This is a genomic window from Marinobacter sp. DY40_1A1 (assembly GCF_016597815.1).
Classification (GTDB): Bacteria; Pseudomonadota; Gammaproteobacteria; order Pseudomonadales; family Oleiphilaceae; genus Marinobacter; species Marinobacter xiaoshiensis.
The window spans coordinates 1-17722 of sequence record NZ_VCHA01000008.1 but is presented as its reverse complement, the minus strand read 5'-3'; the positions used below and the strand labels follow the sequence as shown (position 1 = coordinate 17722).

20 protein-coding genes are annotated in these 17722 nt (G+C 50.4%); 10 read left to right on the top strand and 10 right to left on the bottom strand.

Going from position 1 to position 17722, the window contains the following annotated elements:
- Positions 1-12: 12 nt before the first annotated feature.
- Positions 13-1443 (bottom strand): cardiolipin synthase, encoded by a 1431-nt coding sequence (cls, locus tag FFI61_RS16900; protein WP_200205225.1) that lies wholly within the window; start codon positions 1441-1443, stop codon positions 13-15.
- A 183-nt stretch (positions 1444-1626) separates the two neighbouring features.
- Between cls and FFI61_RS16895 the strand changes: the two genes are divergently transcribed.
- Positions 1627-2199: a hypothetical protein gene (locus FFI61_RS16895; RefSeq protein ID WP_200205224.1), complete on the top strand. Its 573-nt coding sequence runs from the start codon at positions 1627-1629 to the stop codon at positions 2197-2199.
- Between the two features lie 4 nt (positions 2200-2203).
- Here the strand turns inward: FFI61_RS16895 and FFI61_RS16890 are convergent, their stop codons facing one another.
- Both FFI61_RS16890 and FFI61_RS16885 read right to left on the bottom strand, forming a co-directional pair.
- Positions 2204-2509, bottom strand: coding sequence for a hypothetical protein (locus FFI61_RS16890; RefSeq protein WP_227715024.1), 306 nt, complete (start codon positions 2507-2509; stop codon positions 2204-2206).
- Between the two features lie 89 nt (positions 2510-2598).
- Positions 2599-3072 (bottom strand): hypothetical protein, encoded by a 474-nt coding sequence (locus tag FFI61_RS16885; protein ID WP_200371823.1) that lies wholly within the window; start codon positions 3070-3072, stop codon positions 2599-2601.
- A 148-nt stretch (positions 3073-3220) separates the two neighbouring features.
- Here FFI61_RS16885 and FFI61_RS16880 point away from each other — a divergent pair, with 148 nt between their 5' ends.
- From FFI61_RS16880 to FFI61_RS16870, 3 genes are read left to right on the top strand one after another with little or no spacing between them, the layout of a single operon-like run.
- Positions 3221-4156 carry an ABC transporter ATP-binding protein gene (locus FFI61_RS16880; protein WP_200205222.1) on the top strand — a complete coding sequence of 312 codons (936 nt, stop codon included), beginning with the start codon at positions 3221-3223 and terminating at the stop codon, positions 4154-4156.
- An 11-nt stretch (positions 4157-4167) separates the two neighbouring features.
- The gene (locus FFI61_RS16875) at positions 4168-4929 is read left to right on the top strand and encodes an ABC transporter permease (protein ID WP_200205221.1); all 762 of its coding nucleotides are present in this window, start codon (positions 4168-4170) and stop codon (positions 4927-4929) included.
- Positions 4893-5423, top strand: a complete 531-nt coding sequence (locus FFI61_RS16870) for a DUF192 domain-containing protein (protein ID WP_310966374.1) — start codon at positions 4893-4895, stop codon at positions 5421-5423. Before FFI61_RS16875 ends, FFI61_RS16870 begins: the two co-directional genes overlap by 37 nt.
- Here FFI61_RS16870 and FFI61_RS16865 read toward each other — a convergent pair.
- Together FFI61_RS16865 and FFI61_RS16860 are read right to left on the bottom strand one after the other, a co-directional pair.
- The gene (locus FFI61_RS16865) at positions 5420-6202 is read right to left on the bottom strand and encodes an enoyl-CoA hydratase (protein ID WP_200205220.1); all 783 of its coding nucleotides are present in this window, start codon (positions 6200-6202) and stop codon (positions 5420-5422) included. The genes FFI61_RS16870 and FFI61_RS16865 overlap by 4 nt on opposite strands.
- A gap of 86 nt (positions 6203-6288) precedes the next feature.
- A complete protein-coding gene (locus FFI61_RS16860; RefSeq protein WP_200371822.1) occupies positions 6289-7305 on the bottom strand; it encodes an AraC family transcriptional regulator in 1017 nt (338 codons plus the stop codon).
- Positions 7306-7447: 142 nt separating this feature from the next.
- On the opposite strand from FFI61_RS16860, the gene FFI61_RS16855 reads away from it, so the two are divergent.
- Entirely contained in the window at positions 7448-8335 is an 888-nt protein-coding gene (locus FFI61_RS16855; protein ID WP_200371821.1) for a fatty acid desaturase family protein, read from the top strand.
- A 93-nt stretch (positions 8336-8428) separates the two neighbouring features.
- On the top strand, positions 8429-8935 hold the full coding sequence (locus FFI61_RS16850) for a hypothetical protein (RefSeq protein ID WP_200371820.1): 507 nt from the start codon (positions 8429-8431) through the stop codon (positions 8933-8935).
- A 13-nt stretch (positions 8936-8948) separates the two neighbouring features.
- Here the strand turns inward: FFI61_RS16850 and FFI61_RS16845 are convergent, their stop codons facing one another.
- The 4 genes from FFI61_RS16845 to FFI61_RS16830 form a co-directional block, all read right to left on the bottom strand.
- On the bottom strand, positions 8949-9245 hold the full coding sequence (locus tag FFI61_RS16845; RefSeq protein ID WP_200371819.1) for a hypothetical protein: 297 nt from the start codon (positions 9243-9245) through the stop codon (positions 8949-8951).
- Entirely contained in the window at positions 9242-9787 is a 546-nt protein-coding gene (locus FFI61_RS16840) for a GNAT family N-acetyltransferase (RefSeq protein WP_200371818.1), read from the bottom strand. The genes FFI61_RS16845 and FFI61_RS16840 overlap by 4 nt, the downstream gene beginning before the upstream one ends.
- Positions 9788-9841: 54 nt before the next feature.
- Positions 9842-10522 carry an SDR family oxidoreductase gene (locus tag FFI61_RS16835; protein ID WP_200371817.1) on the bottom strand — a complete coding sequence of 227 codons (681 nt, stop codon included), beginning with the start codon at positions 10520-10522 and terminating at the stop codon, positions 9842-9844.
- A 187-nt stretch (positions 10523-10709) separates the two neighbouring features.
- Positions 10710-10928, bottom strand: a complete 219-nt coding sequence (locus FFI61_RS16830; RefSeq protein WP_200371816.1) for a DUF6500 family protein — start codon at positions 10926-10928, stop codon at positions 10710-10712.
- Between the two features lie 527 nt (positions 10929-11455).
- Here FFI61_RS16830 and FFI61_RS16825 point away from each other — a divergent pair.
- Both FFI61_RS16825 and FFI61_RS16820 read left to right on the top strand, forming a co-directional pair.
- Entirely contained in the window at positions 11456-12664 is a 1209-nt protein-coding gene (locus FFI61_RS16825; protein WP_200371815.1) for a tyrosine-type recombinase/integrase, read from the top strand.
- Positions 12651-13481, top strand: coding sequence for a hypothetical protein (locus FFI61_RS16820; RefSeq protein ID WP_200371814.1), 831 nt, complete (start codon positions 12651-12653; stop codon positions 13479-13481). The genes FFI61_RS16825 and FFI61_RS16820 overlap by 14 nt, the downstream gene beginning before the upstream one ends.
- An 85-nt stretch (positions 13482-13566) precedes the next feature.
- Here the strand turns inward: FFI61_RS16820 and FFI61_RS16815 are convergent, their stop codons facing one another.
- A complete protein-coding gene (locus tag FFI61_RS16815; protein ID WP_227715023.1) occupies positions 13567-14079 on the bottom strand; it encodes a hypothetical protein in 513 nt (170 codons plus the stop codon).
- A gap of 530 nt (positions 14080-14609) precedes the next feature.
- On the opposite strand from FFI61_RS16815, the gene FFI61_RS16810 reads away from it, so the two are divergent.
- Complete coding sequence (locus FFI61_RS16810; protein ID WP_200371812.1) at positions 14610-14807, top strand: helix-turn-helix transcriptional regulator; 198 nt, start codon at positions 14610-14612, stop codon at positions 14805-14807.
- A gap of 256 nt (positions 14808-15063) precedes the next feature.
- Positions 15064-16836: a replication endonuclease gene (locus tag FFI61_RS16805; protein WP_200371811.1), complete on the top strand. Its 1773-nt coding sequence runs from the start codon at positions 15064-15066 to the stop codon at positions 16834-16836.
- Positions 16837-17722: the final 886 nt, after the last annotated feature.

Here is a 17722-nt window from a genome sequence, read left to right as displayed (position 1 = left end):
AGGTGCCGTTGGTTATAGAACAGGGCCAATGGTTGCGATAACGTTGTGCCAAATCCTTTCGTGATAATGCCAGGCAAGAACCTCAGGCAAAGTGACCACCTCAGATTGACTGATATAGCTCTGTTGGCGTTCGGTGATGGCCTGCGTTGTGGCTTCATCCTGCAGAAGGATGTTGTTTTCATAGTTCAGGTCGAAGCTTCTTAAATCGAGATTCGACGATCCGATCAGGCTGATTTTGCCGTCAATGGTGAGGGTTTTTGCATGCAGCAATCCCCCTTTAAACTCATGAATAACACAGCCGGCATCGAGCAGCCGGTGATAATAGCTGCGACTTGCAGCGGCCACAATCAAGCTGTCGTTAATTTTAGGGAAGATCAGCGCTACTTTCACACCCCTGTAGGCAGCCGCGCAAAGGGCTTCAAGAACCGTAGCATCGGGAACAAAGTAAGGTGTAGAGAGTGTCAGTTCGCTTTGGGCGCATGCAAACAGGTTGGCAAAAAGATGGGGTGTAGCACCATGACGCTCAGTTGGGCCAACGCCCATAACCTGTGCAGGAAATCCTTCTTTGCCCCGCCCAGACGATAAAGGGATACCATCCAAAGACTCGTTGGTAGCCTGCATCCAGTCACTGGCAAACAGTAATTGATTTTGAACCACCACCGGCCCGGTAAACCGGAGCATGATATCTACCCAGGGCGCGTACTTGGCTTTAATCAGAAACTCAGGGTCTGCGGAGTTCCGGCTGCCGCAATAAGTAATGCGGGCATCAATCACTGTAATCTTGCGGTGGTTTCGAAGATCCAATCTGCTGGTCAGAATGGTGCGAATGGGATGCTTCAGGGATAGAGCAACCGCCATACGAACGCCCGCCTCTTTCATACGCTGCCAGAGCGGCGAGTTTATGATTGCACGGGAACCCAGCCCATCCGCCATGGCACGGCAGACCACACCTCTTTGTGCGGCTCGAATCAAGGCTTCAGCAATGGCGTGACCGGTGTTGTCGTCAAGCCAGATATAGTAAAGCACGTGAACATGATCGGTAGCGGCGTCGATATCGGCCACCATTCTGGAAAGAGTCTCATCGCCATCTCTCATCAACTCGGCAGTATTGCCTGTTGAAGGATGGAAGCCATTTATCGAACCCGCATAGCGAAACGCGGGGCGGTATACGGGATCAATCAGTGTTTCAGTATTGGTGGCGTCACCCATAAACCAGGACGCTTTCGCTCTTATTTCGCGGAAGACCTCTTTGTGTCGTTTGCTTGCGCGGTTGCCGATATCTGTTTCGCCGAACAGGAAATAAATAGCACTGCCGAAATAAGGCAATAAATTAAGAACCACAAACCACGCGAGCCGCCCGGGCGGCGATAGATCATCCCGTAACAAAATCCGGATGGTAAAAGTAAGAACCAACAGAGTGTGGAGTACCAGAATAATTGTCATCAGGCTGCCTTTGGGAGTATTGGGGCCTTCTCTCTTTCATTAGCCACTGGGAACCTTGTCACAATTTCTGCAGGTTAGTCGATTTAAAGGCCGTTTATGACCAAGAGTTCGCGACGACTAAAGGATACAATCCGTTACACTGTTGAAACGTTCTGAAATAGTTCATTCAAGGTAGCACCGCTCATGATCGAAGGACTTGTTGTACTGACTCAGGTCGGCCTGCTTGTTTTGGTTGTGGCCCTGGTGTGGCGAATGTTAACTCTGACTCGCTCTGAACCTCTACTGGCGACTGCAGCTGACAACCGACTCCTGCCTGTAACACCCAAGGAAAAGCCATCTGTTCAAAAACAGAAGCGCCTGGCTACCACAGATCGTACAGAGTTGTTTACCCAGCTGCACATTCTTGCAGGTCTTCAGGAAAGGGACTGTCGAATAAGTGGCCTGCAACTCAGCAACGCGCCGGAAGCGGTTCGTGCTTATGCGGCAGCCTGGTTATACGGCGCCGGTTGCGCCCTGTGCGACCAATCAGAACGGCACAGTGATTCATTAGCAGGGTTGGTGGCCCAGATTGCCGCCCGTAAAACCGGTATTCGGCAGTCAGAAGCCGTGCAGGCGATAGCTACACTGACTTCTTGCGGCGTACTGCTGGCCTGTTTCCGCGCCGGGCTTGAAGGCGCGGAATTCTGGCAGGCTCACCAGTACGTTCAGCCTGAAAACAGCCTTTATTCAGCTATTACCGCTAACGCACTGATCTGATCTCTTAACCCTTGTGCTGCTGCTCCAATACCCAGTCTGTGCCCAGAGGCACCGATTCTGCCTGGCTCGGCGTGTCTGCAGGTACACCTGCGACAGACGGGCGAGTAAATGCGCCTTCATCTGTAGATGCCATAGACTCCACATCGACTGAAAGAACCAGGTAAGTTGTATCACCCGATACCACTCTGGCCCGATGAGTAAGGCCAAAAACAAAACGGCAATAATCCAGCTTCAGCTGCATCAGATCCTGTTCGGCCTTGCGAATCTTCCTCAGAAGTACCTTTTGTACACTTTCCCCATAATCCATCATATTTTCTCTGAAGTTAGCGCGAATTCTTGCATGATTTTACACTTTCCTGAGCTTTTGTCAGCCAAGGTATGGGGTGAATAAGGGCCAGACTATCGCGTTAAATGATCCTCACTCTGAAATACCAGTTTCAAGGGCACGGATTCCGAAAGAGGTTGCTGGCCACTCTGCAGATCCACACGCCAAACCATCTCAGTGTCAGCGGTGCACAAAGGCGCAACAAACCGTGCCGAATATTGACCATTACCCCCCCCACTTAGCGGCACTGGGTACTCTCCCATGTACATAGACTCCCCCCTCAGAACCGCAATGAAGCGCTCAGGCGCCACCGGTGAAGAAACAACTAGCCGGTATTCCGTGCCCTGCCCTTCGTCGCCGATAATCTGAAGGCTAACACTCCAAAGACCGGCCCCTGTTTCCCATTCACAGGGAGAGCCCAACAAGTCGCATACAGGTAACGCAGCGTCTGCAGGCCCATTGTTTGGGGTTTGTAACCAGCGAACGCCAAATACAGCTACGGTCGCCAGGCCCAAAACAAAACCCAAGATCAAAATCGTTCGTAACATATCGATACCGGGCTTAAACCCCCTGTTGAAAACCACAAAGCATTATGGACACTATCTGCGTCAAGGCAAAGATTTCTAAACCAGCGCCATACATGAGAAAATGCCGCGCTCGCATATCTGACCCACTTTCAAAAACAGGAATACGCCCGTGCAGCCGGATATTTCCGTTAAAAACCTCAACAAGATTTATGAGGGCGGTTTCCAGGCCCTGAAAAATATCAATCTGGAAATCAATCGGGGTGAAATATTTGCTTTGCTTGGCCCGAACGGCGCCGGCAAAACCACCATGATCAGCATCATTTGCGGTATCGCCAACATGACATCCGGTGAAGTCCGTGCTGGTGGTTATGACATAATCAGGGATTACCGCAAGGCTCGATCAACCATTGGCCTCGTACCCCAAGAGCTCAACACCGATTCGTTTGAAACTGTGTGGAATGCAGTATCGTTCAGCCGAGGTTTGTTCGGTAAAGCGCCCAAGCCCGCTCACATTGAAAAAGTGCTTAGGGATTTGTCCCTGTGGGATAAGCGGAACAACCGTATCATGACCCTCTCCGGTGGCATGAAGCGCCGGCTGATGATTGCCAAAGCTTTGTCCCATGAGCCACGCATACTGTTCCTTGATGAGCCGACAGCCGGTGTGGACGTAGAGCTTCGCCGCGACATGTGGGAAATGGTTCGGAAACTCCGGGAAGACGGAGTCACCATTATTCTCACCACCCACTACATAGAAGAAGCCGAAGAAATGGCAGATCGCATTGGTGTGATTCGCCAGGGCGAAATCATTCTGGTGGAGGAAAAGAGCCAACTGATGAGCAAACTCGGTAAGAAAGAACTGCGCCTGCAACTGCAAAACAAGCTGGACGAGGTACCGAGTGAATTGCTAACCGAGCCAGTTGAGCTGTCCGAAGATGGCTACGAACTGATATATACCTTTGACTCCCAGCAGGAGCAGGCAGGCGTTGCGCGATTACTGCGAACCCTTGGAGATATAGGCGTTGATTACCGCGACCTGCGCACTCGGGAAAGCTCCCTGGAAGACATATTTGTCGGCCTGGTGCACGAACAAGCCACCAAAGGCTAACAGGAGAAAGCATGAATTTTTACGGTGTTAAAGCCATCTACAACTTTGAAATGTCCCGCATGCGGCGCACTCTTATGCAAAGTGTGCTCTCGCCAGTCATCTCCACCTGTCTGTATTTTGTGGTATTCGGCTCAGCGATTGGTTCCCGGATGGGCGATATTGATAACATTGCATACGGCGCCTACATCATCCCCGGTTTGGTCATGCTCTCGCTTCTGATGCAAAGCATCTCCAATGCCTCGTTCGGCATTTATATGCCGAAGTTCTCCGGCACAATCTATGAAGTGCTTTCTGCCCCTGTGTCTTACGTTGAAGTGGTGTTGGGCTACGTGGGCGCAGCGGCAACCAAGTCGGTGATACTGGGCCTGATCATACTCGCCACCGCCAGGCTGTTTGTGGACTACAGCATACTGCACCCATTCTGGATGTTGTCGTTCCTGATACTGACCGCCGTAACCTTCAGCTTGTTCGGGTTTATCATCGGAATATGGGCCGACGGTTTCGAAAAGCTGCAGATCGTTCCCATGATGATCGTAACCCCGCTTACCTTTCTTGGGGGCACCTTCTACTCCATCGATATGCTTCCGGAAATCTGGCAAACCATCAGCTTGTTCAACCCGGTGGTGTACCTGATTAGCGGGTTCCGGTGGGCCTTCTATGGGGTGTCTGATGTGCACATAGGAATTAGCGTGGGGATGACATTGCTCTTTCTCTTCGCATGCATGGCAGGTATCTGGTGGATTTTCAGAACCGGTTACCGGCTGCGCACCTGATGCGATACCGCTACACCCTGCTCTGCTTTGTGGCCACCTTGGCTGGTTGCTCTGGTTCGGCTGCTGTCGAGCCATCAGTCGGCCTGCCAGTTATTGAAGGGTGCTTCGTAACAGCCTCCAACGCCGTTAGCGTCAGCCTGGAACTGGCGCGTGCGCCAAGGGATCGCCAGAAAGGTTTGATGGGCAGAAAGTCTATGGCAACCAGTTCCGGGATGCTGTTTGAGTATCAGGAGCAGCAGAGCCCGGATCATGGCTTCTGGATGTTCCAAACTCTCATCCCACTCGATATCGCCTACCTGAATAACCAAGGCGTGATTGGCAACATCAAACAGATGGAACCTTGCGACTCATCCAGTGGCGCGCGCTGCCCCAGCTATCCTGCGGAGGTTGCGTTCATCTCCGCCGTGGAAATGAACGCAGGCTTCTTTGAAGCTAATGATATTGGGGTCGGAGATCGACTCAAGCTTGGCGAACAGAACTGCAGTAATCGCTAGCGGTCTTGCCACTCCGGTTTACGCTTATCCAGAAACGCACAGATGCCTTCCCGGGCATCATCCGCAAGCAGGTTTTCTGCCATCACCCTGGCCGTGTAGTCGTATGCATCGGCCAGGGGCATTTCCAGCTGTTTATAGAAAGCGCCCTTACCTATTTTCAGCGTGTGCCCGGATTTCTCAGCAATGGTGCGAGCCATGGCGTACACCGTCTCATCCAGCAAGGATTCATCGACCACACGGTTTACCAACCCTAGCTGCTCTGCACGAGCGGCGTCGATCATCTCCCCCGTAAGAAGCATTTCCATGGCGTGCTTTCGTGATACGTCTCGAGAGAGTGCGACCATAGGTGTTGAACAGAACAGCCCGATATTCACCCCCGGCGTGGCAAAGCGAGCTGAGGTTTCTGCAACCGCCAAATCACAACTCGCCACCAGCTGACACCCAGCTGCCGTCGCCACACCCGCCACCCGGGCAATAACGGGCTTTGGCAGGTTAACCACCTGCTGCATTACCTCACTACAACGCTTAAACAACGCCAACTGAAACTCGTGGCTATCCAGCTGGTCGCGAATTTCTTTCAAATCATGGCCAGCACAAAACACCTTACCCTCAGCCGCAATCACCACAACCCGTGTAGCGCTGTCTGCGGCGATGTCTTCGAGAGCTTCACCCAGAGCATCCAGCATGCCCAGAGAAAGACTATTGCGCCGTTCAGGCTGGCTCAGGGTAAGGGTTGTAATGCCCATCTCATCGGTATGCCTTTTCAGCAGATTTGTCATGGCGGGTTACCTCCGTTCACCGTAAATCAGAAAACAGTCAGTATCAGGCAGGATGCGTTCGCTGTCGAAGCGACCTTTAGCGCATGTTACAACACGTTGGTTTTGCGATATTCACCCGGAGAGACGCCCATCCAGCGCCGAAAAGCCCGGGTAAAGCTGGCTGTATCGGTATAGCCCAAATGAATGGCTAACTCGTCGAGTTTCATGTCACTACCGCTGAGTATCTGCGTAGCCGTTTGTCGGCGCTCTTCATCAACCAGAGCCCGAAAACTGGTACCTTCCTGCTCCAGCTTCCGCCGAAGGCTTCGTGATGACATAGCGAGCGCGCTGGCCACCTCATCGAGTGTTGCCACCAAACCAAGCGGGCCTAGAATTTGCTGCCGAACCAGCCCGGACAATCCACTGGTTTGCCGTTGTTCCAGCTGCAAACGGCACTGATCGTTCAGCATTCTCACCAATCTTGCATTGAACGTGGGCAACGGCTTATCGGCTGCAAGGCCCGCCACCATAATTGCGTTACGTTGGCTGTTATAGGCGGGGTTAACTCCAAGAACCTCTTCAATAAAACCAGAGTACGCAGGCTCAAGCCCTTCAAACTCAGCTTTACTGATTGCGAGGCCCGACAAACTCAGCTCCCGCACCAGATTCACACCCGTTGCCAGGTCACGCTCCAGCAAAAACTGGCGCACATGCGGGGGGATAGATGCCGGGTCTAAACCAATTCCAAAGAACCCATCTTCATCGAACGAATACAGCCGACAATAGGCAGTGCTTAGCGGCAGGTAACGGATGGCAGTTTTGGCAGCATCCCTGAGAGTGCGGCTGGTACTCAACGCAAAGCCCCAAATGCCAAACGTCGCCACGTTGTATTGCATTCCAAGCTTCAAGCCCAGTGCAGGCGTGTCTGGCAGCGCAAGAATCAGGTTCTCGATCAAACGCATTTCCTGATCGCGGGCAATGAGTGCCTCGCCATCCATCAAGGCCTCATCGGTAATGCCCGTGCCCTGCAGACAGGCGTCCTTATCGACACCCAGGCTGGCGGCGAAATTAATCATTACCTGGCTGATGACAATGGGATGAAGAATGGGGTCAGCGTTAATCATCAAGGTACTTTTATAGTTTGGGTTTGATCAGCATAACTGGCCACAAGGGCTTCCCGATTGGCCAGAGCTGCCCTGTGCGCAGGTTATGGAAGACATTACATTGAAAGCATATTCCCAACAAATATTAAAACGAGAGGAAAGCATGCCCCAGGATGTGAGCGCAGCCAACCGCGAAGCCGTTGTTTTCGCAAAACACTACATGGGGCAATTCGGGTGGCCAACGGTCGCTTTAGTGGCGTTGGTGCTGGTTGGTTTTATCGGCAACTTGGTGCTTTTTGTATTCGGCCTGATGCCAGCCTGGGCCGCGACACTTGTTCTTGCTGCGCTCACCTACATGGCCTACACCCCGGTGCATGAGGCCGTTCACGGAAACATTCATGGCAAGCATGACAAGCTGCGCTGGGTGAACGATCTGTGCGGTTATTTAATGGCTCCCCTGATCGCCATTCCCTACGCCTCACACCGGCTTGAGCATTTTACCCATCACCGATACACCAACCAGCCAGACAAAGACCCTGATTATCTGATCAGCGGAATTGGCCGGGGGCCCATTGGAGCAATTCGCACGGTGTTTCAGTTTTTGTGGTTACAAAATACGTTTTTTGTAAGTGCCCACTGGGGCAAAGCCACGATTAAAGAGCGCAGCGTGTATTGTGCAGAGATAGCGGTTTCCCTGGGTTGGCGCGTGGCCTTTCTTGCCCTGATCGATGTACCCGGCGCTGCCTGGGTGGTTCTTCTTGGGTATGTGATGGGTGGCTTTTTCACCGCCTACTGGTTCGCCTATCGGCCACACATCCCTTACAAATCTGCCGAGCGTTACCGCAACACCAACAGCCTGATAATGCCCACCTGGATGAAGCCATTAGAGTGGTTTTGGCTGGGCCAGAATCTGCATTCCATCCATCACTTGTTCCCCAGAGTTCCCTTCTATCACTACCACGCTCTGCATCGGGATATTGAACCTGTCATTCGGCAACAGGGCACGCCGATACTGTGTATTTTCACGCGTAAGCCCTTGGCGCCAAAGTAAGCTGGTGATCATAATCTGTATACTAGGCTCCAGGTTTCTCTATGGGCGGTTCGCATGTATCAGTTAGTGAGTAAATTGTTTACGGCAAGCCGCGTGACAAAAGCTCTCCGTATATTTTTCGTCTTACCAGTGGCAGCAGCACTGCTGACTGGCTGTGAGTTTTACAAAAGCGGGAGTGTTGAATCAGAAAAGGAAGTGGCGCCCATAGCCTGGTGGGAACCTCTGGAGCCGGATGTGACCATCAACGGCGACGAATTTTACGCAGGTACCTGCTCCATCACCCGAGTAACAGGCAGTGGTGATGAGAAAACCGCAGAAGTCATATTCAAAGTCCCATCCCGCCTGTTCACCCAGTGCACCAATAGTGGCCGCGGCAAGAAGGTACTCGATTATGACGGTGAATATATTATTTTGAGAGTTTGCGAAATCGCCTATGGTGCAGGCGGCTGCGGAGGTGATAGCTACAGAAGTGCAGACTTTGAAAACTGGGAAGAACACATAGGCGTTACGTGGATCAATGGCGAAGAATACGAAGCCTGGAGAAAGGTTGGCTCCAAATCTTCAAAAGCGGACTCGGTGAAAAAGGTGGTCAGGGAATAGCCAGGATTTATAACTAACTGATTACCAGAAACAGAAGAAGCAACCCCAAGATATTGATTGCTGAAACCACCCTGCACCACTTCTTCAACTGCTTTTTAAACGCCAAATAAAAATTGCTAAGAAAGATAAAAATCATTCCAGGAACAGTCGCAAATATAAAAGCATACCCTTGAGCCATTCCATTACCTGCAGCATCAGAACTGGTGAAGTCACCGAAAAGTGGGCTCAGGGCGATGAACCAGGCAACCAGCTGTAAGATCAGTATAAAATCAGCTACCGGATTTCGTTCAAGTTTTTCGTTGGACGTCATTTTAATATCTCTGTGAGAGGCTTTCTGGTATTCCATTCTTCATGTTTTTTCCGCCAAATCCCCACGTCCCAGCCACGGTAGGTTGTTGAGAAATCCATTTTCAGTCCCACTTTCTCCGCTACCCTAACAGACGCTACATGGCGATGAGCGATAATCGCGATGATGGAATCCAAGCCACATTTCGAAAAGCCGTACGCGAGCGCTGCCGCGGCAGCCTCTGAAGCCAAACCTTGGCCCCATGCATTTCGAGCGAGGCGATAACCAATCTCCACCTCCTGTACCCCGTTCAGGTCAACCGGACTCAAGCCGCAAAAACCAATGATGGCTCCCGAAGAACTGTCCACAACCCCCCACTGACCAAAGCCATGCTCTTTGTATGACGTTAGACACCCGTCAATAAACTTTCGGGTGTCGTCATCAGTGCACGGCCCATTGGTCGAAAATTCCATTACTTCTGGATCGCCAAGAATTTCCCCAAGCGCACCAGCGTCGTTGAGGGTCAACTCCCGAAGCACTAGTCTCGGCGTTTCTGCTATGAACATGCTAGTTCCTTGAAAAATATAAAGCCGCAGATAACGAATGTCGCTCAAGACCAATTACTTAGTTGGCATCAGCGTAATTTCACGCACATCGCATCTAGGGTCGGCAGAAATAGCATACACAACCGCATCGGCTATATCGCTGGGGTCTAGCTTGTCTGGCTTGGCCTCATCAAAAAAGGGCGTATTGACCATGCCGGGGCAGATGGTGGTACAACGACCGTTCCATTCAGCCATTTCGGCGGCTAGATTTTGGCCAAATCCGTAAGCAAACCACTTCGAGGCACCATACACAGAACCTTTCAATGTGATCTTGCCCGCAATGGAGCTGGTAATAATAAAGTGCCCCTGGGTTTCTTTTAATGCGGGCAGGCTGGCTTTGGCGGTAAACAACAGCGCATTGATATTCACGTCCAGCATCGTTTTCCATTCGTCAGGATCACCGTTTTCGATGCCCGGAGCGTTAACGCCTGTGCCTGCATTAGCGAACACCACATCGAGTCTGCCGAATGTTTCTATGGCTTTATCCACCACGTTTGTAATTTCGTTTAGCTTGGACACGTCTGCCGTTACCGCTAAAACCCTGTCGTTGCCCCACCTTTTGACTATGTCGTTTAGCTTGCCGGTACTTCTCGCCGTAATAACGACTTTGTGCCCCGCCTCGATGAGTTTCTCAGCTGTGGCTGCACCAATACCGCTAGAGGCACCTGTGATCAGTACGATTTTTTCATTGGTCATTGGTTTACTCCGTATTCAATGCTGCTACACCCCTGCCCGGCGCATTAATTCGTCAACCGATATGTTCTTGGGCTTAATCGAATTCGTCACCGATCGCCAGCTAGTTTTCCGTTCCAAAGCCAGAGATAAGGTAATTACCCTTTGTGAGTCGCCATGGCTGGAGTGATTATCTGTTATTCACCCGAGATCAAAGCCCGTCCTTTATCATCCCTCTGATTTTCTGTGCTTTTTCAAAATGATCAAGCTGGTGCGTCTGTATCCACCATGTAGCTACTTCCATTAACCGCTCTGCGTCATCATTTTTGTTGGCGAAGAATGCATAGAAAGAAAGGCTGACAGTGCTGCCTTTAGCTGCAATTTTTTTGTCACACACTTCGACTATTTTGGCTCTCAGATCACTTCTCATTTTTTGGTTGTTTCCAAGCTCGCCTCTCGTATTCAGTCTCAAATTTAAAAGCAGGTTAGTTCAGTATTACCGCGAGCTCCATGAAAATGCGTGGCTTCCTGATTTCGTGAATTCAACAGTGCTGTATAAAAAAACAGTGGTAGGCGCGCAGATAGCTGTAAAGCGCAGGCGGCACAAAGCCTTTGCCTCGCCTTCGGCGTTCAAGCCTGGAAGGCTATCCAGTTTGAGCGGATTTCAAATGTATTGAGTATTAAACGTCGTGGAAAGCTGACTTTAATGGTGCTCCGGGCCGGAATCGAACCGGCACGACCCGAAGGTCGAGAGATTTTAAGTTATTAGCGCCCTTCTTTGAACAAATTTGAAATCGCTTTAATAAGCGATATAAAACAGCGCACTATGTGGCATTCGTAGAAAACGATATTTGCAGTTGTTTGAAGAAATCCGCTAGAATTTAACCAATTTTGTCTACATAGCGTCTACATTTAGGCGCAAGAGACTTTCCGGCGAATTCGAGTGGAGCCCTACCCTTGAGAATTACCAAGAGCTTTATCGACAAAGTTCCCCTGCCCCAGATCGGCCCGGACGGTAAATCCAGCCAGGCTTTTTATCGGGATTCAGTCATCTCGGGTTTTGGTTTACGGGTGACCAGTGGTGGAGCCAAATCGTTCATCGTAGAAAAACGAGTCGATGGCCGGGTTAAACGAAAGACGCTTGGCCGCTATGGCAACCTGACCCTGGAACAAGCGCGCAAGGAAGCCCAGAAATTTCTGGGTAAAGTTGCGACCGGGATAGACCCGATCCGTGAAGTTCAGGAACAGCGCGCGCAACGCATCACGTTAAAAGATGCCTTCGAAGATTACCTGTTTACCCGTAAAAGCCTGAAGCCTAATACGCTCAACGACTACAACCGTTCTATGCGGGAGATGTTCAAGGACTGGCAAAGCAAAGCCCTTAAAGACATCAACCGGGATATGGTGCTGAATCGCCATACCGAATACGGACAGCGCAGCCCTGCTCGGGCTGACAATGGGATGCGGATTCTACGGGCCGTGTTTAATCACGCCTTGCAGCGTTACCAAGACGCCTCCGGCAAACCCTTCCTGGTGGCAAACCCTGTTGATGTACTGAGCCATCAACGTGCCTGGTATAAGGTTGAACGCCGACAAAGCCTGATCAAGGATCATCAGCTCAAGGCTTGGTACGACGCCACAATGCAACTGAACACCCAAACGACGCGGGACTATCTGCATCTGGTGCTGCTCACTGGCCTGCGCCGAACTGAAGCTGCAACCCTCACTTGGGAACAGGTGGATTTTAAAGACAAAACTCTGACGATCACTGAGACCAAAAACGGGCGCGTTCATCGGTTACCGTTCAGCGATGCCATTGAAGTGCTGCTGTTACGCCGATTTAAAGAGCAAGAAAGCCCTTATGTGTTTCCGAGCGACGCGGAGCGCGGGCATTTATCCGAGCCACGCACTGCCATTCAGCGCGTCTCTAAACTGTCGGGTGTTACCTTCACTCTGCACGATCTGAGGCGCACCTTTATCACCGCTGCTGAACGACTCGATATTCCGGCCTACGCCCTGAAACGGCTAATGAACCACAAGGATCCTAACGACGTGACTGACGGTTACATCATCTTTGATGTGGAGCGCCTGCGGCTGCCTATGCAAAAGATCACTGATTTTTTTATTAACCACTTCAACAAGGAATCTGTTGATGTCGCTTCTTGACTCTGAACTTTTTGATCGCCGAGATCCGTTTGAGCCTTATGACATGTGTTTGGAGGAGCCGCTTAAAGCCAGACATAAAGATTTCACTATGGCATTTGGCTATCTTATTGAAAGCTGCCAAGAGCAATTACAGGGACGATCACTTGCTGAGCTGCAGTTTGCAATCGAGTTCTCAAACTGGTTAATGACGAACGCCGAGCAACGATTTAGGCACGAACTTATATTTGGGCAGAGCCGAGAGAAGACGGTAGTCTTTCTAACGGATCCTCGGAAAATACTGGCACTGTTTGAAGATTACGATCTTAACGACCAAGCGGAATTTCCAAACGCTACACCAGAGGACTATTTTGCGGTTCTCGCCTTGGGCAAATGTTTTGAAGCGATTGAAACCCATGAACGGTTAACCGCGTATGGCCGCGGAGAAACACAGTATATGGATCGCTCTTGGGGAGATAATAGCGAGTTTGATGTACAAGATTCGCTCTATCACACAGCCATCAGCGCACGTGATAGCTTGTTATCTGAGGCTCGTGACTTGATTGCCTTCATCGATGGAATCCACTTTTCTCAATTACGGGCAAAAAATTCGGGCAAACGTGGTGCCAAAGCCAAGAACAGCGCATTCGCAACCTTGAACACAAAATTGATGGCGGTCTATGATGAAAGATATCAGCACCTCACAAACCGACACGCAGCATCCCGGCTATATGATGATTTTATTAATGAAGTGGATCATGTGCTGAGAACCGACGATCCTGCCCACCGAATAAGCATTTGGATTGGAATTCACAAAAAAAAGCTTCTTAGAACACTTTAATTTTTTGTAGTTGGTAGTTGACTGCCTCCAACTACAAACGGCGCACTGTCGCAGTATTTAGCTCCACCTAAGCTGAAAGTCCGAACTAGGAAGGCCAAGACTGTGGCATAGCCCCACTGGCATCGACAATACTGCATTCAAACCAGTTTTTATGGATGCTGAACCTGCATCCCTCGCGCCATTGTAAGTTGGTTTCAATCGAGGCTATCCACGCCGAGGCCTGCTCTAGCGTAACGAAGCCAACGCTGCGACAGATATAGTTGCCTGACAATAAGAACCAGTGCTTTTTATTTTCATGGCCCAAAGAGTCTCGAATAATCGATCTATCTCCAAGGTCGCCCAGTCTCAGTTTATTTTCTAGTTGAAATAGGGAGGCATCGTGGACAAACCTCTCTTCAGACCAGTTAAGGTTTTCAAATCGATTGACTCTCATCCAGGGGTTATCAAACAACGGTTTTCTAGAACCGATGAACCTCACTCGATCGCCGATCAAATTATGGGTAGAAAAATGCTGAAGACACTGACCTTTCCAATAGCCAACCAGCTGTTCAGATATTTTGAATGGAGACTCTCTCAGGTCTGTATCAACCTGAAACAACACTTGATTTCCATAGTTTTCGAAACGCGTTATGGCACCTTCGTACCTACGTGCCTGTAATGGCATCGGGGGCATTGACCGGAAGGATTCTGACGCGAGTTCACTGTATGCTTTATGCACTGCGTCCCAGCAAGACTTATCGCTTGGTTTTACGTAACTCGGATCGCTTTCGAGGTCATCATCCCGTGCATCTAAAGACTCTCCGTTACCGCGCCCACCACCAGATGGATTGCCCGTTGTACTTGGCCAATTCCCTCCCTCGTATCCTTCAACTGATCTCCTGCCCACCTACGCCTCCAAATTCCTAATGCTTAATCACATTATCCCTTAGTGCTCTCGATCATACCGCCAATAAATACAGCTTTCGAGATCAACCATTGATATAGACTCACCCAAAATACAGTCCTTAGTGAGAGATACCCACTTATATTCCTACCCCCTAGGAATATATCTCTACCCCCTAGGCGTGTTCCAACCCCTTCTCACTCATAACAAGCTAGGCGTCATACGATCCAGACAGGAGTATGACCATGATCCAAAATTTACTTACCACAAGTGAAGCCGCTAACTACCTTGGCGTCAGCAAAGCGTTCCTTGAGCGCGACCGTTGGGCCGGTGCCCGGGTTCCCTTCATCAAAATCGGTAGTCGCGCCGTTCGATATCGGCTGAGCGACCTTCACGACTACATCAACAAACAGGTTCGACTATCTACATCTGAGATTGCGTGATGGCTACTCTCCGTCACGTAATATCAGAAAGTGAGAAACCTTCCCCTATTAGGTATAGGTATCAGAGCGCACTAGGTTCACCTCAGGTGCGCCAAAGGGTACATGCCATAGTGCTCACCCACACCATTAACCTACAGGTAGGTCAAAACGCAAATAACGATCTAACGGAACCTGCTCGGATTGTTACGTTAACGGCTCACTCAGCCGAACAGCTTTTCGTTACGGTAACGAAGCCAAACCGTTACGGGAGGGTTCAATGACCTCCCCTAATCAACGAGATTTCCGTTACTACCGCACTGAAGGTCGCCTCTACACCATTGGTACCCGACAAACCCGACTGGCAGTAACAGATTTTCGGCAACGGCTCCCCCAGGTATTTCCAAAGCTTGAACCTCGCCTGTACCTAATAGGTCAGGAACAGGGGTGCGTGGCATTGGAAACAGCCCTCGAAAACTTAATTGAAAAACTCCAACGGCGAGACCTCAAACTTACCGTAGATGATGCTCAGATCATCGATTTTGCAAAAGCCAAAGCAAGAACCTGTGGAGAAATCAACGCGCGAATCAAAGATCCCGCCACTGCCCTGAAAGCCATTGCCAAACTGCTTGCTCGTTACGGCTTTTCGCTTCCCGATGGAGAGACGGACAACAGCCGGATTGAGCGAACTAAAAACGACCGCTGGTGGCGCCGTCTGTTACGGAAAGAGCAGAAGCAAGTGCTGGACAACGTCGCCCGCAACTACGGCCTGGTCTCAAAACAAAAAGGCATTTACGTATCAGACTGGGGGTTAAAACTTCATCTCGAACAGCTGACCAGAAACCGCTCGTTGCTTGAAGAAATGATAGCTGTGAACGACCAATGCCAAGAGTACACCCTTGCAGAGCTGGCTTCGCTTTCTGTCAGTAACCCTTACGTTCGAAGATCCGAGCTGATTGTTCGAGCATCCGGCTTCGAGACTATCGCTCGCCAACTGGGTCACGACGGAGTGTTCCTTACCCTAACGACGCCAAGCAAATACCACCCAGTTAAAGCCACTGGCCAACCAAACCCAAAGTACAGCGGCTCGACACCAAAAAAAGCCCAACAATACCTCACGGGAATTTGGGCGCGTATTCGGGCTCAGTTAGATCGTGAAGACATCCGCATTTACGGATTTCGCATCACCGAACCACACCATGACGGAACTCCGCATTGGCATCTTTTATTGTTTATCGAACCGAGCGAAAAGAACCGGCTCGTCGAGATAATGCGTGAATATGCTTTGCTTGAAGATGGCGATGAACCTGGAGCCGACGAGTTCAGGTTTGATGCAGTGGATATCGACTACGAACGTGGCTCAGCAACTGGCTATATCGTGAAGTACATTTGCAAGAACATCGATGGTGATTTCAAGGAGGACGGGAGCGACGCTGAGGATTGGCATGGCAACCTCACCAAAGACGTAGCTCCCCGTGTTCGTGCCTGGGCAAGCATTCACGGAATTCGCCAGTTTCAGCAAATTGGAGGCCCACCGGTTACCGTTTGGCGGGAACTTAGACGTTTAGAGCACTCAGATGATGAAACCGTAGAGGCTGCTCGAGTTGCAGCGGACAACAGCGATTGGGCGGGATTCGTTACGGCTATGTATGGCCCGTGTGCCAAGCGTGCCGACCACCCTATAAAAGCGGCCAAATGGCTGGAGTTCGATCAGGACACTGGAGAATACCTTGATTGCCCCATTAACCAGTATGGCGAGCTCTCCAAGGGCAAGTTGTTTGGTCTTTATGCTCGGGGTCGATACTGGATTACGAGAACTTTACGGTGGGAGGTGAAACGACCGCAGCGAACGATAGAATTAACCTCCACATCGCACGACTCCTGGCTCGAACGCCTTCAACGCCTCTCTCAAGTCCGTGAAGTGACACTTGCGGAAATTGACGCACTTCCTGACGACACCGCTTATGCATGGGAGAAGCTGAACAGTGAGGATTTCCCGCCACCTTGGAGTTCTGTCAATAACTGTACTGGGATTGAGCAGCGACCACCCTAGATAGTGTTCTGATTTTGAGCTCTAACCCCGGCAGCTTTACGCTTTGCGACAGTCTTCGCTCCAAGATTCCGGTATCCAGGGCTGATTTCACCCGCCGAGAAAAGATGACCTATTATTCTTTGGAAGAACTTAATCGTCGCTGCGTCTTCTCGACGAACCGGTTCACAATAGTAAGGGATGCTGCGATAAAGACTAGCTATGACTCTTCTTTGTGTTCGTTTGACCTTGGCATTGTTCCCGTCAAGGACAACGCCTGTAATGACTTTCTCTGTGCTCGCGCTGTATCTTCGAATCTTATGGCTGCCGTAACCCCTGCTGTTTTTAAGGTAATTCTGTACATAGGAAACAAAGTCTTTGGGGATTTTCTCTCCCGAGAACGTCAAGTCATCGACGTAGAGTGTAAACCTGAGATTACGGGACCTAGAATACGCATTAATATGGTTGAACGCTGGAAGGTTCACCATAAATGCCATGCTTTGACTAAGGGGGCTGCCAGTTGGGATATAAGAACGAACTGTCGACAGTTCCGCCAATGTTTCAGCTATATCCTCTGAACAACGAAATGTCTTCCTCAGTCCCCGGCTCACAATGCTCTTTGTGGTCGAAGGGTAGAACTTTTTTATATCAACTTTTACAACCGCATGGTGACCTAGATGTCGTTTAGCATTATCAACATGAGAGCGCCCTCGGACGCCAGACATCAAATAGTCAGGCTTTTCGATCCGATTCAGAAGAGAGTTCAACCTTTTATGGATGCGAAGGAGTGTAAGCGTCCGGCAAACCCATCTTGAGTGTGATGCCGAAGGCTTCAAGATAGTGTCCACTTATTCTTTAGTGGACACTATCTATGAACAACGTAAGCGTAACCCGCCCTTACCGAAAACGT

Excerpts from the sequence above, each read along its gene's own strand:
- FFI61_RS16840 (WP_200371818.1), bottom strand. The coding sequence starts at position 9,787 with ATGTTCATAGCAGAAACGCCGAGACTAGTGCTTCGGGAGTTGACCCTC.
- FFI61_RS16890 (WP_227715024.1), bottom strand. The coding sequence starts at position 2,509 with ATGATGGATTATGGGGAAAGTGTACAAAAGGTACTTCTGAGGAAGATT.
- FFI61_RS16810 (WP_200371812.1), top strand. The coding sequence starts at position 14,610 with ATGATCCAAAATTTACTTACCACAAGTGAAGCCGCTAACTACCTTGGC.
- FFI61_RS16805 (WP_200371811.1), top strand. The coding sequence starts at position 15,064 with ATGACCTCCCCTAATCAACGAGATTTCCGTTACTACCGCACTGAAGGT.
- cls (WP_200205225.1), bottom strand. The coding sequence starts at position 1,443 with ATGACAATTATTCTGGTACTCCACACTCTGTTGGTTCTTACTTTTACC.
- FFI61_RS16845 (WP_200371819.1), bottom strand. The coding sequence starts at position 9,245 with ATGACGTCCAACGAAAAACTTGAACGAAATCCGGTAGCTGATTTTATA.
- FFI61_RS16895 (WP_200205224.1), top strand. The coding sequence starts at position 1,627 with ATGATCGAAGGACTTGTTGTACTGACTCAGGTCGGCCTGCTTGTTTTG.
- FFI61_RS16875 (WP_200205221.1), top strand. The coding sequence starts at position 4,168 with ATGAATTTTTACGGTGTTAAAGCCATCTACAACTTTGAAATGTCCCGC.
- FFI61_RS16885 (WP_200371823.1), bottom strand. The coding sequence starts at position 3,072 with ATGTTACGAACGATTTTGATCTTGGGTTTTGTTTTGGGCCTGGCGACC.
- FFI61_RS16860 (WP_200371822.1), bottom strand. The coding sequence starts at position 7,305 with ATGATTAACGCTGACCCCATTCTTCATCCCATTGTCATCAGCCAGGTA.
- FFI61_RS16830 (WP_200371816.1), bottom strand. The coding sequence starts at position 10,928 with ATGAGAAGTGATCTGAGAGCCAAAATAGTCGAAGTGTGTGACAAAAAA.
- FFI61_RS16865 (WP_200205220.1), bottom strand. The coding sequence starts at position 6,202 with ATGACAAATCTGCTGAAAAGGCATACCGATGAGATGGGCATTACAACC.
- FFI61_RS16835 (WP_200371817.1), bottom strand. The coding sequence starts at position 10,522 with ATGACCAATGAAAAAATCGTACTGATCACAGGTGCCTCTAGCGGTATT.
- FFI61_RS16855 (WP_200371821.1), top strand. The coding sequence starts at position 7,448 with ATGCCCCAGGATGTGAGCGCAGCCAACCGCGAAGCCGTTGTTTTCGCA.
- FFI61_RS16820 (WP_200371814.1), top strand. The coding sequence starts at position 12,651 with ATGTCGCTTCTTGACTCTGAACTTTTTGATCGCCGAGATCCGTTTGAG.